Raw genomic sequence first — 15,202 nt, forward strand, 5'->3', positions numbered from 1 at the left:
GGGTAGGACAGCAGCCCGCGCAGGAAGGCGCCGGCCGCACCGTCCTGATGGTCGACGACGACCCGGATGTCCGGACTTCGGTGGCCCGTGGCTTGCGGCATTCCGGGTTCGACGTCCGGGTCGCGGCGACTGGCAAGGAAGCGTTGCGGCTGTTGGCGAATGAGAATCACGACGCACTGGTGCTCGACGTCCAGATGCCCGAGCTCGACGGTGTGGCAGTGGTGACCGCGCTGCGCGCGCTGGGCAACGACATTCCGATCTGCGTGCTGTCGGCACGCGACACGGTCAATGACCGCATCGCCGGTCTGGAGGCGGGTGCCGACGACTATCTGACCAAGCCGTTCGATCTGGGCGAGCTGGTGGCCAGGCTGCACGCACTGCTGCGGCGGGCCTCGCATTCGCATGAGGGTTCCGACGCCGTCACGATCGGACCGCTCACGATCGACACCGCCAGACGGCTGGTGTTCGTCAACGGCGACCGGGTTGAGCTGACCAAGCGCGAGTTCGACCTCCTGGCGGTGTTGGCCGAGAACTCCGGTGTGGTGCTGTCCCGGCAGCGACTGCTGGAGTTGGTGTGGGGCTACGACTTTGACGTCGACACCAACGTTGCCGACGTCTTCATCAGTTATCTGCGCCGCAAACTCGAACGCGAGGGTGTGCCTCGGGTGATCCACACGGTGCGTGGCATCGGGTATGTCCTTCGGTCGGAGCCGTGAGCCGGTCGTGAGTTCGCTGGGCCAGAGCCTGTCCCTGCGCAGCCGGGTTGCCCTGGCGGCCGCGCTCGCCGCCGCGATCGTAGTTGCCCTGCTGGCCGTGCTGACCTCGATCGTGCTGGCGAACAACGATGAGGCGCAACTGGATAAGCGTCTCGATTCGATCGTCGACGCCAGCATGTATCCCGAACAACTGCGCGATCCCAGCCGGGTGGTCACGACGGGACGATCACGGTCGACCGGCCAGGTCATGTTCCAGCGCGGGTTCCAGCTGCCGCCGCTGCCACCGGGAACCGCGACGGTCACCGTCAACAACGTCGACTATCGGGTGCGGACGGTGACCGTCGAGCAGTCCGGCGGGATCTTGGTCTCCATCGGTATCCGTGCCGACAGCATTCTGTTGAGCCGCGCCAGGATTCCGCTCTACGTGTTGATCGTGTGCCTGGCCGTGATGGTCGCGCTCGCGCTGGGCTGGATCCTGGCCGGGCCGGCGATCCGGCCGCTGCTGAAGCTCACCGAGCAGACCAGGCGGCTGGGCACGGGCCATGACCGGCTGGATCCGGTGCACGGCTCGCGGGAGGCCGAGGATCTCTCCGAGGCGATGATCGCAATGCTGAACCGGCTTGCGGATGCCCAAGCGGCGACCACGAATTCGCTTCAGGCGGCCCAGGATTTCGCGGCCAATGCCGCCCACGAACTACGCACGCCGCTGACCGCGATGCGGGCCGATCTGGACACGCTGCGGATTCACGATCTGCCACCCGACGAACGCGAGGAGGTGGTGGCCGACCTGTCCCGCGCGCAGCGCCGGGTCGAGGCGATCATCACCGCGCTGGGTCAGTTGGCCTCCGGGCAGCTGGCCCGCGCCGAGGATCGCGAGACGATCGATGTCGCGGAGATGCTTGACCGGGTAGCCCGCGAGAACATCCGCTCCGGGGTGAGCGAGATCATCGTGGAAGCCGACGAGGCAGGCACGGTGTGGGGCTGGCCGGCCGGCTTGCGGCTGGCCGTGGACAACCTGGTGCGCAACGCGATCACCCACGGCGAGGCCACCCGCATCGTGCTGCGCGCCCGCCGCGAGGGGCCGCTGCTGGCCATCACCGTGGACGACAACGGCCGCGGTCTGCCCGCCGAGGAACATCGAAAAGTGTTGGGCCGCTTCGCTCGTGGCAGCACCGCCACCGCCGGCGGTTCGGGTCTCGGCCTGGCGCTGGTGGCCCAGCAGGCCGCCCTGCATGGCGGCAGTATCGAGCTGTCCGACGGCCCGCTCGGCGGATTGCGTGCCGTGTTGACGGTGTCGACGGCTCCCGAGCCGGCCGCCCCGGCCGGGCAGGTTTAAGTACTGCGTCTGCGCACGACGGCCGCCACGGCGCGCCAGCCCAACAGCAACAGCGCGGTGACGATCGATGCGACGATGATGAAGCTCGTCGCCACGCCCTGAGAACTCGCCTTGCGCAACAACATTCCGACGATGACCGTGGCCAGCCAGACGATCACGCCGGTCGGTGCGATCGCGGTCGGCGCACGCCAGCCGCGGGAGATCAGCCAGCCGGCCAGAGTGCCGGACAGAAAAGGCCATGCGGTCTCGGCGATTCCGGGGAGCGTGAGGCCTTCGGCGTGGCTGCGGCGACCGATCGCGCAGAACACCACGACGCAGACGATGTCACCGGCCAGCGCCAGCGCGACCGGGCGGGTGTCGGTACGAACTGCCATGCTCGGATTCAAGCACACCGATACCTCAGTCCCGGGGTTCGTCGTCGGCGTCCGGGCACGGCGGCGGCAAGGGTCCCTGGAGCGCGGTGTCGGCCGGATCGTCGACGGCAGCGCCCTCGCTTTCGGCCTCCGCGGCCGCGATCTCGTCGGCGACGGCGTCCGGGTCCAGGGCTCCTTCGGTGCGGAACACGAAGAAGAACACCACCCACCCGATGGTCGAGATGAAGATCCAGCTGACCAGGCGATAGATCAGCATCGCCGAGATCGCCGCGGACAGCGCCATCCCGCTGGACACCAGCCCGGGTACCAGCACGGCCTCCACCACGAGCAGACCACCCGGCATCAGCGGAATCGACCCGACCGCGCGGGCCGCGGCGTAGGCGACGGTCAGCCCGGCCAGCGACGGCTTCCCACCGGTGGCGTAGGCGGCGAAGGCCAGGCACGCCACGTCGCAGACCCAGTTGAAGAACGACCAGCCGAACGCCACCCCGAGGGTGCGGCGGCTCAGGCTGACCGACTCAAGTTGCTTGAGCGTCTCGCGCCACTTGTGCAGCCCGGTGTCGGCGGGCTTGTTGCGCACCGAATTGACCCAGCCGAGGACCTTCACACCGATGCCGTCGATGAGTTCGGGCCGGGTGGCCACCGCCTGCGCGAGCAGCAACAGGGCGATGAACCCGCCAAGAGTGAACAACAGCGAGAACGGATTGTTCTTGGCGCCCAACAGGAATGCGCCGCCAAGGCCCAGCAGTGCCAGACCCACGACCTGCAGCGCACCCGACATCACCAGCTGCCAGGACGCGACCAGCGGAGAGGCGCCCCAGAGCCGCTGCTGCCGGTAACTGAACGTGGCCGAGAGCACCGGCCCACCCGGCATCGTGGTGCTCAGGGCGTTACCGGCGTAGAACGTCGCCTCGGAGCGCCACTGGTGCACGATCACCCCGGCCGAGCGCAACAGCGTCCGCTGGATCTGGGCGAAACTGTGCATCGACAGCATGGCCGCGGCGGCCGCCGCCAGCACCCACCAGCCGTTGGCCGAGAACAGGCTCATCCAGGCTTTGGCCAGCTGATCCCACACCAGGGTGGCCTCGACGACCAGCACGACCAGCGCGAGGACGAGCACCGCCCAGCGGACCCACCAGTACTTCCCGCGTGCCGGGGGTTCGTGATCCTCGCGGGCGGTGTTGACCGACGCGTCATAGGACACGCCGATCAGAGTAACGCCGTCGACATCCCGCGACGGTGTCCGGCACGGGATGTCGGGCTGGTCAGAGCGTCTTGGGTCCGACCGTCGTCAGACCGTACTTCGATACCTGCCAGCCGGCCATGAACACCCCGATCGGGAGAGCCTTGCCCTGTCCGACCGGGGCATTGTTCTCGGTCATCGAGCTGTCGTTGACGTACACCAAGCCCTTTTTCATATCGACTTCAGTGACCACGGCGGCGTGGTCGGCGTCGGTGTAGCTGTCGTCGTCGTCCTTCTCGTACCCGATCCCGGCCCCACCCCAGACGATCGCGACGGGATACCCGACCACCACGGCTTTGCCCTCGGCCAGCGCGGCCTGGAGGTCGCGAAGCGCTTCCTGGCCACCGGCCTGGGTCTGCGCATACTCCTTGGCAGCCACGGTGACGTTGTAATGCATCTGCATCAACACCCGCGCGTCCGCCGGATCGGCGGCTTCGTCGGTGTTCTGGTCTAGATACATCTTCGATCCTGGGTTCGCGACGCTGTCGGTGGTCTTCGCCCAGTCGACCCACTGCTGCTCGATGTCAGACGGAGGCGGGGTCTTGGTGGCTTGCGACACCGCCGCCGCGGCCGCTTGCAGGACGCAGTTGGAATAGCTCTGACTCACCCAGTACTGCTTGGCGTCTTCGGCGTTTCCGTACACCCCGGTGCCGGTGACAGTGACCGTGACCTTCTCGTCGATGGTGTCGGATTTCGCGGCGCCGATTCGGATGGCGAAGTTGTGCAGCGCATCCTGCAGCAGGCCGGCGAATCCGGGGAGCCTGGCGTCGCTTCCGTTGTCGATCCTGACCGTGAAGGAATCGGTGATGCCCGGCTGGATCAACGACTGATTTGCCGTGTAGACGAACGTTCCGGGAGCCTCGCCGGCGGTCACGGTCCCATACTTTGGCTGATCCTTGATCGTGTAGGTCACCCCGTAGCCGTTGTTGGCAGAGCCGCCGACGGTCACGGTGATCTGCTTGTCGGTCCCGTCCTGACCGCCGATCTCGGGACCGGCGCTGGGAGCGCGGTTGAAGAAGATGTAGGCGAGTCGGCGGCCGATCTCCTCGAACACCGCCGCCGGGGTTGCCGGCTGAGCGTGGGCCGACACCGCGGCGACAGCCGCCGCAGCCGCGGTCGGCGAGCCGTTGGCGCCCCGGGTGCCGGCCTGGCCCCCCGCCCCGTCCGGACTGCCACCTTCGGTTGCCTGGCCGGCTCCTCCGCCTTGTCCGCCGGTTCCGCCGTTGCCGCCCTTACCGCCATTACCACCCGAACCGCCGCTGCCGCCGCCGGTGGCCGCCGCGCTGTCGCCGGCGTTGCCAGCACCACCGCCGGCTCCGCCGACGCCGCCCTGACCGCCGCCCTGGCCGCCTTCGCCTGCGTTACCGCCGCCACCGCCGTTACCCGCGGCGCCGCCGTGAGTGGCTCCGTTCGCGCCGTTGCCGCCGACACCTCCGGTTGACCGCGCCGTCGCCACCCTTACCGCCACTTGCCGCCCGAACCGCCGGTCGCCTTGTCGGCGGACACGCGGCCGTCGCCGCCCTTGCCGCCCTCTCCACCCTTGCCGCCGGCGCCGCTGCTGCCCGGCGTGCCGTTCGAGGCGATGAACAGGAATCGGCCGGTACCCGGCGCGCCGCCGAGGGCCCCGCCGGCTCCGCCGTTGCCGCCGTCGCCGCCGTTGCCGCCGTCGATGAGGGCCGCATCGATGGTCTTTTCGTCCGGGCCATAGCCCTTTCCACCCGGGCCGCCGTCACCACCTGCGCCACCACTGCCGCCGTTGCCGCCCGTTCCGATGAACGCGCTGCCGTTGCCGCCGTGACCACCCGTGCCCCCGGCGCCACCGGACCCGCCGGTGCCACCGTCAACCTTGTTGCCGGGCGTCTTGTCGGGGTCGGAGCCATTGATGCCGACCACGCCGCCCTGGCCCTTGCCACCGTCACCGCCGTCACCGCCGGCACCGAAGAGCGAGAGCGCGCCGACGCTGCCGCCATTCCCGCCGTCGCCACCACCGGCACCGCCAGCACCACCGGCTCCACCGCTGCCCGCCCACAAGCCGCCGCGGCCGCCATTGCCGCCGGTACCGCCGTGGTCGGTGGCCGTGATGCCCTTCTCCGGACTGTCCCCGCCGGCGCCGCCATTACCGCCGAATGCCAAGAGCGAGAGCACCCCGCCACTTCCGCCATCACCACCGCGGCCACCGAACGAAGCCTTGCCGCCGGCACCTCCCTGGCCGCCGATGCCCCACAGGGACGTGGCCGCGGTGTCGCCACCCGACCCACCCACGCCGCCGGTCTGGCCGTTCAGGATCGCGTTTCCACCGGCGCCACCCGCGCCGCCGTTGCCGGTCACCAAACCGCCGGTGCCGCCGTGTCCACCGGTTCCGCCGGCAAATGCACCCGTCGACGTTCCGCCCGCGCCGCCCGCACCACCGTCACCGGACAGCCCGGCGGCACCGCCGTTACCGCCGAAGGAACCGGCTACCGCCTGTGCACCTGCGCCGCCGGCGCCACCGTTGCCGGACATCAATCCGCCGCGTCCGCCGTTGCCGCCGTCGCCGCTGTTCAGTGTGGCCACGCCGGCTCCGCCAGCGCCGCCGTTGCCGAACCAGCCCGCGTGTCCGCCTGCACCGCCATTGAAACCGGCGCCGCCGTTGCCGAATATGCCGCTGTTACCGCCCTGGCAGGCCGTGTTCGACGCGCAGGTATCGGCGGTCCACGAATAGCCGTTGCCGGACAGGATCCCGGCGTTCGGGTGCGCTGCGGTGCCATCGCCGACGAAGAAGCTGATGAGGTTCGCAGCTGCTGCTTCCGGCGTGGGGAGTGCCGACACGTTCGCGACGGCCGCTGCCGGTGTGGCGAGCCGGTTACCCGCCGCCTTCTTGCTCGATGTTGCTGTGTCCGACCCCGTGTTCGACGGTTTCGCGCGGGCACCGGACTTCTGTGCGGCCGAATGTCCGGTCGATTTCGACGGCCCCGCCGATGCGGAGCTACTCGAACTCGACGGCCCCTTCGCTCCCGCCGACCCGGTCGCGTCAGCGGAAGCCACCGCGGGCATCGACGCGATGGCGGCGCCGACGCCCAGCGCCACCACGGATGCACCCAGCCAGGCCAAGGCGTGCGAATTACCAAGGACGGCAAGGCCGAACTCGACGCGACTCAACCGCATCACATTCGATTCAGCGCTTGTACGACCTGATTTTGAGCCGACAGAATCCACGAACCAACCCCCCCGTTTGGGATCCGAGTCATCAGGAACGCCAGCGGTCGCAACCGGTTTCGGCGACGCAGCAAATGGAGCTTAAAACCAATTCACGCCGTCGTCTATAAACGATTTCAGTGTGCTTGTCGGCGCAAATATCGCCGCCGTTTGTTTTGCTGATTCGCCGCTGGCGCGTGACCGGGCGATTGCGACGAAACCCAGGTTCCATTCAGCGTAAGAGCCCACTCCCACTAGGCTTGGCCGCATGCCGGTGACTCGAGCTGCTGACGACGAATCGGTCGATCCCTTCCTCCGCAAAGCTGCAGCGTGGTCGTGGCGTTTACTCGTGGTCGGAGCGGCGATCGTCGCGCTGCTGTGGATCGTCCGCCGCCTCGAGGTCATCGTCGTACCGGTAGCCCTGGCGACCATGCTGGCCGCCTTGCTGTTGCCTGCCGTGGACTGGCTCGACCGCCGCGGTGCGCCGCGCGGTGGGGCGGTGGCCCTGGTGCTGTTGGCCGGCTTCGCCATCTTCGGCGGAATCCTGACTTTCGTTGTCAGCCAATTCGTTTCGGGCCTTCCCGGACTGGTCGAACAGGTCACGCACAGCATCGACAGCCTTCGTGGCTGGCTCATCGAGGGGCCTGCGCACCTGAGTCGCGAGCAGATCGACAACGCCGGCAACACTGCGATCAAGGCGCTGCGCGACAACCAGGAGAAGCTGACCACCGGCGCACTGTCCACGGCGGCCACGCTCACCGAGATCGTCACCGGCGCGCTTCTGGTGTTCTTCACGCTGATCTTCCTGTTGCACGGCGGCCGCAACATCTACGGCTTCGTGACCAAGATCGTCCCGTCACACACCCGCGAGCGGGTGCGTGACGCCGGGCGGGCGGGGTTCGGCTCGCTGATCGGCTATGTGCGGGCGACGTTCCTGGTGGCGCTCGTGGACGCCGTCGGCATCGGCACCGGCCTGGCGATCATGGGCATCCCCCTGGCGCTGCCATTGGCCTCACTGGTCTTCCTCGGTGCGTTCATTCCGCTGGTCGGTGCGGTGGTCACCGGGTTCCTCGCGGTGGTGGTGGCACTGCTGGCCAAAGGCGTCGTCTATGCCCTGATCACGCTTGGGCTGATCATCGCGGTACAGCAGCTGGAGGCGCACATCCTGCAGCCCCTGGTGATGGGCCGTGCCGTGTCGATCCATCCGCTGGCGATCGTGCTGGCGATCGCAGGCGGCGGCGTACTGGCCGGCATCGTCGGCGCGCTGTTGTCGGTGCCGCTGCTGGCCTTCCTCAACAGCGCCATCCGCGTGCTCGTCGCCGACGACCCCGCCGAGGAAGCGGCCGAACTCGAGGAGCGCGGCGACGCCGTCGTCATCGACGCCGAAGCCGACGTCGTCCCGCCGAAACGCCGCAAGGACTAGCCGGCCGCGGCTGACTGACTCAGAGCGACAACCGGCTCTCCGGTCTGACTACGAGCGCCCTTCGCGGCGCAACAGATCCGCCGCGCTGATGCCGCCGCCGCGGCGCTGGCGTTCCTCGCCCTCTTTCTTGCCGCGCGAATTCAGCTTCTCCGTGGCCACTTCGGAGTCGCCCTGATCGGGGCGGCTGACCGGGATGGCGCGGGTCTCCTCGGCGCTGACCGCGGGGGAGACGTCGTCGGTGCCGTTCTGGTCGTGCGGGGCCGGGATCGCCGTGGTGGTGTCCTCCGGAGCCGACATCGAATGCGTGGGCTCGGCCGACGGCGGCTGCGGTGGAGTCGGACCGGTGCCGGGCTTGCCCCGCAGCTCACCCAGCCACGACTCGATCTCCCGGTCCGGCGCCGGCGGCGCCGGCGGGCGGTGGGGCCGGGCCGCCGAGGTGGCGGTGTTCACCGCGTTCTTGACGACGTTCTTGGCCACCGAGAAGCGGGTGGTCGGGGCATCGGCAATCGCCCGGTCGCTGCGCTCCTGCCCACCGGCAGTAGTTGCCTCGACGGGATCCGGCATCCGCGCGGTCCCGGCCGCCGACGGTGCTTGCTGCGGCGGCGGATTGCGATATTCCGCGCGGCCCACGACACGGGGCATCGCCCGGCCCTCGCCGGGATGGGTCGGGTCGTGGACGGGACGGGCGGCCGGGGCAGGAGCGCCCGCACCGACCAGGGCGGGATCCGGCTCGCGCACGACCGGCCGCTTGCGCTCGTCGGGCAGGTGCGTCTCGCCGAGACCGATCCTGTTCTGCAGACGCTTCATCCAGCGCGGCGCCCACCAGCAATCGTCGCCGAGCATCTTCATGATCGCCGGCACCAGGAACATTCGAACGATCGTGGCATCCAGCAGCAGCGCGATCAGCAGACCGAACGCGAGGTACTTCATCATCACCAAGTCCGAGAACACGAACGCGCCGGCGACCACGGCCAGCACCAGGGCCGCCGCGGTGATCAGGCGGCCGGTGGTCGCGGTACCGATCCGGATCGCCTCGGTGGTGGACATGCCGCGTTCTCGGGCCTCCACCATGCGGGAGACCAGGAACACCTCGTAGTCGGTGGACAGGCCGTAGATCACCGCGATGATCAAACCGATCATCGGCGCCATCAGTGGCTGTGGCGTGTAGTTCATCACCCCGGAGCCGTGGCCGTCGACGAACATCCAGGTGAGCACGCCCATCGTGGAGCCCAGCGTGAGCGCGCTCATCAACGCGGCCTTGATCGGCAGCACCAGCGAGCCGAACGCGAGGAACATCAGGATCGTCGTCGTCACGATCAGGAGCACGACCATCAGCGGCAGCTTGGCGAACAGGCTATGGATACTGTCCTGCTCCAGCGCAGGTGTGCCGCCCACGTAGAGCGACACCCCCTTGGGTGGCGTGATCGACCGCAATTCGGTGATCTTCTTGGCCGCGTCGTTGCGGTTCACCAGACCGTTCTGGATCACCCGCACCGACGGATCCTTCGATGCCCCGTCGAGGTAGGACCGTTCCTTCCACATGGCGTCGGGGTTGTTGTCCGGGTCGGTGAACCCGCTGACCGCCATTGCCTTGTTGCGGACCTCCGCGACCTGCTGGTCGGTGACCGGTTGGCCGTCGTTGTTCTTCATCACCAGGGTCAGCGGCTCGGTGCGGAAGCCGGGGAAGATCTTGTCGAACTCCTCCTGAGCCGTGCGCACCGAGTTGTCCGGCGGCAGGTACTTCTCGCTGATGCCACCCAGGGACAGCTTCCCGAGCGGCACGATCAACACGATCATGAAGATCACGATCGGCGCGGCGAACAGGATGGGGCGCTTCATCACCCGGTTGACGAGCTTGCCCCAGAAGCCGGCCTCGACCTCTTCGCGGGTCTTGGTCTTCTGGGTCTTCTCGGCGAACCAGTCGATGATCGCGCGGGAGAAGCCCCAGTTACGCAGGAACGGCACCCGCAACAGCGTGCGGACGCCGAGCGCGTCGACGTTGGGGCCGAGGATGGCCAGGATCGCGGCCAGCACGGTGATCGACAGAATCGCCGACAGCATCACCGAGGCGATGATCGCGTAGGTGATCGACTTCAGGAAGCCCTGGGGGAACAGCAGCAGTGGCAGCGACGACGCCACGATGATGACCGCGGAGAAGATGACCGTGCGTCCCGACGTCATCATCGTCCGGCGGACCGCTGCTTCGGTGTCGTAGCCCTCGGCTATCTCTTCTCGGAACCGGCTGACGATGAACAACCCGTAATCGATCGCGATACCCAAGCCGATCAGGGTCACGACCGGTTGGGCGAAGAAGTGCACGGGTGTGACGAGGGCGATCAACCGCATGATGCCCAGCGCCCCGAGGATGGACAGGCCGCCGATGATGGCGGGCAGGCTGGCGGCGACCACGCCGCCGAAGACAAAGAACAGCAGCACCGCGACCAGCGGAATGGCGGCCACCTCGGCGCGCTGCTGGTCCTCGCCGATGGTGCCGGTCAGCTCGGCGGCCAGCGGCTGCAGGCCCGCGAGCTTGACGTTGACATCCTTGATGAAGAAGTCCTTGTCGACCTTCTTGTAATTGTTCAGGATCGTGTCGTCGTCATTGCCCTTGAGCTGGATCGACATGAACGCGTGCTTCTTGCTCGCGTCGGCCATGTTGGACAGCAACTGCGGGCTCTTGAAGTAGCCGATCGACCGCAGGATCTCGTCGGGGTGGTCTCGCTCGACCTGCGCGAGATTGTCCAGGATCTTCTTCTGGAAGTCCGGGTCGTCGACGGTCTTGCCGTCCGGTGCTGTGTAGATCGCGATGATGTGGCCGGACGTGTCTCGGCCGTAGGCCGCGTCGGCGATCAGCGACGCCTTCACCGAAGAGCTGCCCTCGTCGTAGAAGCCACTCTGGGTCACGTGCTTGCCGAGGCTGGCTCCGTAGATGCCGCCGCCGACGCACAGCGCGACCATGACCGCGATCACGATGTATCGGTAGCGATACACAGTTCGACCCCACCAGGCGAACACCTAAGCTCCTAACCAAATCTTCTGCGACCTGCGCATCGGTTTCTCCTACTCAGACGCGCGATGTCAGTAATGAGGACAGCGGCCGGAACGGTTGCAACCATGCCCCCTGCTCGGGGAGCGAATCTAGGCCGATTCGCGGCAGCGGCTCTCGGAAAACACCAGGAATGTCCTCCAGGTCGACAAACTCCAAGGTATCCGACGCTAACGCCCAGCTGGCATGTTCGCGAAATCCGAGCACGTAGGCCGGGGTGCCCGCCCTGGCGATTTCCTCGAGCGGCGCGCGGAACGCCTGCCCGTCGGCCGAGGCGACCAGCACGGCGGCGAGGCCCTCGGTGCGGCGGAGTTCGATGTGGGCGAGCATGTCGGAGTCGACGTCGCTGTCCTCGTCGACCTTCGGCTTGGCGAACACCGCGAAGCCCACGTTGCGCAGCGCCTCCACCCAGGGGCGGACGACGTCCGCGCTGCCGGGCGCGATGTTGGTGAACACTGTCGCCTCCGGTTCCACCGAGATTTCCGGGTGGCCGGCCGACAGTTCGGCAGTGCGGGCCAACAGCCAACGGCCCAACGCGTCGAATCGCGGCCGGTGTGCGGCCGTGGGGCGGCCGCCGAGGATCGAGCCCAAGCCCATGTCCAGGTTGGGTGCGTCCCAGACGAGAAGTACCCGCTGAACTGGCGGGCTCACCAGCTGATCGCCATCGTCCGGCAGGGCCGGAGCCGCCGCGTCGTGCATCACACTCATCGCTGCCTCACCCACAAGAGTTCGGCCACCGCGCTGCCCGCTTGAGCCGCCTTGGTCTCGTATTTGGTCGTCGGGCGCCGAACCGAAATCGGCAGCTCGTCGCCGGGCTGGACGCGGCGCAGCAGCGGTTCGGCGTCGCCGGCCTCGGCGATCTGCACGGCGTACCCCGCGTGATCGGTGGCGGCGTGCAGCACTCCGCCCGGCTGCAGCCGGTCGGCGATGAGCGCGATCGTGTGCGGCTGCAGCAGCCGGCGCTTGTGATGACGTGATTTTGGCCACGGGTCGGGGAAGAACACCCGGACTCCGGTCAGCGAGCCGGGGCCGAACATGTGCTCCAGGACGTCGACGGCGTCGCCGCGGACCAGCCGGATGTTGGACACGCCCTCTCGGTCGATGGCGCTGAGCAGCTGAGCGAGTCCGCGTTTGTAGACCTCGGCCGCCACCACGTCGATGTCCGGTTCGGCCATCGCCATCCCGAGCGTGGACGTCCCGGTTCCGCAGCCGATTTCCAGGACGACGGGCGCCTGTCTGCCGAACCACGCCGAGGTGTCCAACAGCCCTGCGGGTTTTTCACCGATGCGCGCCTGGGTGCCCATCTCCGGCCACAGCCGGTCCCAGGCGTCCTGCTGCGCCTCGGTCAACGTCGAGCGGCGCGAGCGAAAGCTGGTGATGCGCGGATACGGATGCGCTGGCCAGGCATCGGGCGTGGTTGAGCCCCCTTGGCGCTGCGCATGCATCAGTCCATGGTCGCTCATGAACAGAGGTGTACCCGCCTCGTGGTGCAGATTGATACCCAACAGTTGCCTTCCCCTGGTAGTGGCTCGCGCCACAGGCCCGCTGGTGTCAGCATGTCCGGTGTGGTGCGGGTCAGCGTGATCGGCCGTCCCGGGTGCGGTCGGCGCACGGTGACGCGGGTGCTGCATGCGGCCGGTGTGGCGATGGCAAGTGTGCCTGGCACGCCTGACCTCGATGTTTACGTGTTCGCCGAGACGCTGAAGCCCGAGGACCTGCGCGCGCTCGGCACACCGACACGGTCCGTCGTCGCCGTCCTCAACAAGGCCGATCTGACCGGCTTCGGCGGCGCCGGACCGGTTGCGGCAGCCGCCGAACGGTGCCGGATGCTCGGGGACCGCACTGGTGTACCGGTGTATCCGCTCGTGGGCCTTGCCGCAGTGGCTGCGCTGGACGACTCAGTCGTCGACGACGAGATGCTCGACGGGCTGCGGGCGCTGATCACCGAACCGGCTGATCTGGGCTCCACCGACCGGTTCGCGGCCGGCGAGCACCGTCTGCCGGGCTCGCTACGCCAGCGGCTGCTTGCCCGCCTCGATCTGTTCGGCATCGCGCACGCGGTGCTGGCGCTGCGTGGCGGCGCGGGCCGCGCGGAGGTCCTGGCCGCGCTGCGGCGGGCCAGCGCGCTCGACGGTCTGCTCGCCGGTATCGATGCTGCGGCTGCGCCGGTGCGCTACGAACGGCTGCCTGATTGCCCGACGGACGAGGCGGTCGACGCCAGAATGGCCGCGGCAATCGAGGTGGTGCGGGCCGCCGGCATGACGGTCGACGGCGGTGCCGGCGCCGCGGCGCACCTGCGGCGTGCGATCGTGTGGCAGCGGTATTCGCGCGGACCGGTCTCGCGGCTGCACGGCCGCTGCGGCGCCGATATCGCGCGCGGATCGCTGCGGTTGTGGGAACGCGCCGGCGGCGTCCCGGAGCCGCTACCGTGACCGAGCCCGTCGACGCTCTGCTGTCGCAGATCGACCCGAACCTGGCTGCGCCGTCGATCGTCCGCCGCGATGTGCTGCTGGTGGCCGGTCCGTGGCTGGCCGGCGCGAGCAGTGTGGCCCTCGCGCTGCGAGAGCAGCTGCCCGGACACACCGTGGTCGAAGCCGACGAGCTCGCCGCCAATGAGGCGCCGACCGCGGTGGTGTTCGTGGTTTCGGCGACGGCCCCGCTGACCGAGTCGGACTGTGTGCTGCTGGATTCCGTTGCCGGCGACACCGACACGGTGATCGGGGTGGTGGCCAAGATCGACGTGCACCGCACCTGGCGCGAGGTGCTCGACGCCGATCGCGCGCTACTGACTCAGTGGGCGCCTCGCTACTGCGATGTGACCTGGGTGGGTGCTGCCGCCGCGCCGGATCTGGGGGCACCCGTCGTCGACGACGTGGTCGCCGCAGTGCGGGATGCACTCGACGATGACTCCTTGGAGCAACGAAATCGATTGCGGGCGTGGGAAAATCGACTGCTGACACTGGCGCGTCGACTCGATCGTGAGGTGACCGGCGCAGGCCGGGAGGCGCGGCTGGCCGCACTGCACGAGCAGCGCACTGCGGTTCTGCAGCAGTTTCGGACGGACAAGTCGCAGCGAATGATCGCCCTGCGCAGCCAGATTCAGCAAGCCCGGCTTGCGCTGTCCTACTTCGCCCGCAACAGGTGTGCGTCGGTTCGGACCGAGCTGCAGGAAGACATCGCGTCCCTGAGTCGACGCACAGTGGTCGGCTTCCCCGACGAGGTTCGGCGCCGCGCCACCGAGGTGGCCGACGACGTCGCCGACGGAACCACCGGGCAGCTGACCGACATCGGCGACGTTCTGGGACTGGCCGTCGACCCGGTGGACTCGCGCCCGGTCGTCGACATAGGTGCCGCGCCGGTGCGCTCCCGCGGCCCCGAAACCCGCCTGATGCTGCTGTTCGGTGCGGCCTTCGGCGTCGGGGTCGCACTGACGCTGAGCCGGGTGTTCGCCGACCTCGCCCCGCGGTGGGCGGTCGGCGGTGCCATCGGCGGGGCGGTGACCGGGGTGGTCGTGACGCTGTGGGTGGTCGGTGTTCGCGGGCTGTTGCAGGACCGGGCGGTGCTCGACCGCTGGGTGGCGGAGGTGACCGGCCGGCTGCGCGCCGCGTTGGAGGAGTGGGTGGCCGGCTGTGTGCTGGCGGCCGAAGCATCGCTGGGCCGAGCCGTCGTCGAACGCGACGCCGTGGACAATGCGCGAACCGGGGATTCGGTGGCCCGGATCGACCGCGAGATTCGCCACCATGCGCTCGCCGTGACCCGTGCCACGGCGGCCCGCGACCGGGAGGGACCGGTCATCGGCCGGGCGCTGACGGCGGTGCGTGAGGAACTCGCCAGACTGAATCGATGCAATGCCCTCAATTACGGGCTTCTGAATCGTTCCTGTGAGTGAT

Annotated in this window: 11 protein-coding genes and 1 pseudogene; 5 read left to right on the forward strand and 7 right to left on the reverse strand. The window is 68.5% G+C overall.

Annotation, left to right across the window (positions count from 1 at the left end; genetic code table 11):
* Positions 1 to 47: 47 nt before the first annotated feature.
* Positions 48 to 716 carry a response regulator transcription factor gene (locus AB431_RS01690; RefSeq protein WP_170310646.1) on the forward strand — a complete coding sequence of 223 codons (669 nt, stop codon included), beginning with the start codon at positions 48 to 50 and terminating at the stop codon, positions 714 to 716.
* A gap of 7 nt (positions 717 to 723) precedes the next feature.
* Positions 724 to 2,052: a HAMP domain-containing sensor histidine kinase gene (locus AB431_RS01695; RefSeq protein ID WP_235435799.1), complete on the forward strand. Its 1,329-nt coding sequence runs from the start codon at positions 724 to 726 to the stop codon at positions 2,050 to 2,052.
* Here AB431_RS01695 and AB431_RS01700 read toward each other — a convergent pair.
* From AB431_RS01700 to AB431_RS30705, 4 genes and pseudogenes are all read right to left on the reverse strand, one after another.
* Positions 2,049 to 2,426 (reverse strand): DUF3054 domain-containing protein, encoded by a 378-nt coding sequence (locus tag AB431_RS01700; RefSeq protein WP_047328488.1) that lies wholly within the window; start codon positions 2,424 to 2,426, stop codon positions 2,049 to 2,051. The genes AB431_RS01695 and AB431_RS01700 overlap by 4 nt on opposite strands.
* Positions 2,427 to 2,451: 25 nt before the next feature.
* Positions 2,452 to 3,623: pseudogene (locus AB431_RS01705) on the reverse strand (YbhN family protein).
* A gap of 68 nt (positions 3,624 to 3,691) precedes the next feature.
* Positions 3,692 to 5,125: an Ig-like domain-containing protein gene (locus tag AB431_RS29335; protein ID WP_052960148.1), complete on the reverse strand. Its 1,434-nt coding sequence runs from the start codon at positions 5,123 to 5,125 to the stop codon at positions 3,692 to 3,694.
* A gap of 2 nt (positions 5,126 to 5,127) precedes the next feature.
* Positions 5,128 to 6,807 (reverse strand): PE family protein, encoded by a 1,680-nt coding sequence (locus AB431_RS30705; RefSeq protein ID WP_158423498.1) that lies wholly within the window; start codon positions 6,805 to 6,807, stop codon positions 5,128 to 5,130.
* A gap of 304 nt (positions 6,808 to 7,111) precedes the next feature.
* On the opposite strand from AB431_RS30705, the gene AB431_RS01720 reads away from it, so the two are divergent.
* Positions 7,112 to 8,266 carry an AI-2E family transporter gene (locus AB431_RS01720; RefSeq protein ID WP_047328490.1) on the forward strand — a complete coding sequence of 385 codons (1,155 nt, stop codon included), beginning with the start codon at positions 7,112 to 7,114 and terminating at the stop codon, positions 8,264 to 8,266.
* A gap of 48 nt (positions 8,267 to 8,314) precedes the next feature.
* Here the strand turns inward: AB431_RS01720 and AB431_RS01725 are convergent, their stop codons facing one another.
* Genes AB431_RS01725 through trmB form a run of 3 tightly spaced genes read right to left on the reverse strand, consistent with a single transcriptional unit; the run spans position 8,315 to position 12,757 of the window.
* Complete coding sequence (locus AB431_RS01725; RefSeq protein ID WP_047328491.1) at positions 8,315 to 11,281, reverse strand: MMPL family transporter; 2,967 nt, start codon at positions 11,279 to 11,281, stop codon at positions 8,315 to 8,317.
* A 49-nt stretch (positions 11,282 to 11,330) separates the two neighbouring features.
* Positions 11,331 to 12,011, reverse strand: coding sequence for an NYN domain-containing protein (locus AB431_RS01730; RefSeq protein WP_369803106.1), 681 nt, complete (start codon positions 12,009 to 12,011; stop codon positions 11,331 to 11,333).
* Positions 12,012 to 12,016: 5 nt separating this feature from the next.
* A complete protein-coding gene (trmB, locus tag AB431_RS01735; RefSeq protein WP_235435984.1) occupies positions 12,017 to 12,757 on the reverse strand; it encodes a tRNA (guanosine(46)-N7)-methyltransferase TrmB in 741 nt (246 codons plus the stop codon).
* Between the two features lie 111 nt (positions 12,758 to 12,868).
* Here trmB and AB431_RS01740 point away from each other — a divergent pair, with 111 nt between their 5' ends.
* Positions 12,869 to 13,744 (forward strand): hypothetical protein, encoded by an 876-nt coding sequence (locus AB431_RS01740; protein WP_047328493.1) that lies wholly within the window; start codon positions 12,869 to 12,871, stop codon positions 13,742 to 13,744.
* Positions 13,741 to 15,201 carry a hypothetical protein gene (locus AB431_RS01745; protein WP_047332973.1) on the forward strand — a complete coding sequence of 487 codons (1,461 nt, stop codon included), beginning with the start codon at positions 13,741 to 13,743 and terminating at the stop codon, positions 15,199 to 15,201. Before AB431_RS01740 ends, AB431_RS01745 begins: the two co-directional genes overlap by 4 nt.
* Position 15,202 lies beyond the last annotated feature (1 nt).

This window comes from Mycobacterium sp. EPa45, from assembly GCF_001021385.1.
In the GTDB taxonomy this organism is placed as follows: domain Bacteria; phylum Actinomycetota; class Actinomycetes; order Mycobacteriales; family Mycobacteriaceae; genus Mycobacterium.

What these genes read in the sequence shown, in the direction of transcription:
- AB431_RS01690 (WP_170310646.1), top strand. Translation starts at nt 48, where the DNA reads ATGGTCGACGACGACCCGGATGTCCGGACTTCGGTGGCCCGTGGCTTG.
- AB431_RS01700 (WP_047328488.1), bottom strand. Translation starts at nt 2,426, where the DNA reads ATGGCAGTTCGTACCGACACCCGCCCGGTCGCGCTGGCGCTGGCCGGT.
- AB431_RS01720 (WP_047328490.1), top strand. Translation starts at nt 7,112, where the DNA reads ATGCCGGTGACTCGAGCTGCTGACGACGAATCGGTCGATCCCTTCCTC.
- AB431_RS01730 (WP_369803106.1), bottom strand. Translation starts at nt 12,011, where the DNA reads ATGCACGACGCGGCGGCTCCGGCCCTGCCGGACGATGGCGATCAGCTG.
- trmB (WP_235435984.1), bottom strand. Translation starts at nt 12,757, where the DNA reads ATGCATGCGCAGCGCCAAGGGGGCTCAACCACGCCCGATGCCTGGCCA.
- AB431_RS01740 (WP_047328493.1), top strand. Translation starts at nt 12,869, where the DNA reads ATGTCCGGTGTGGTGCGGGTCAGCGTGATCGGCCGTCCCGGGTGCGGT.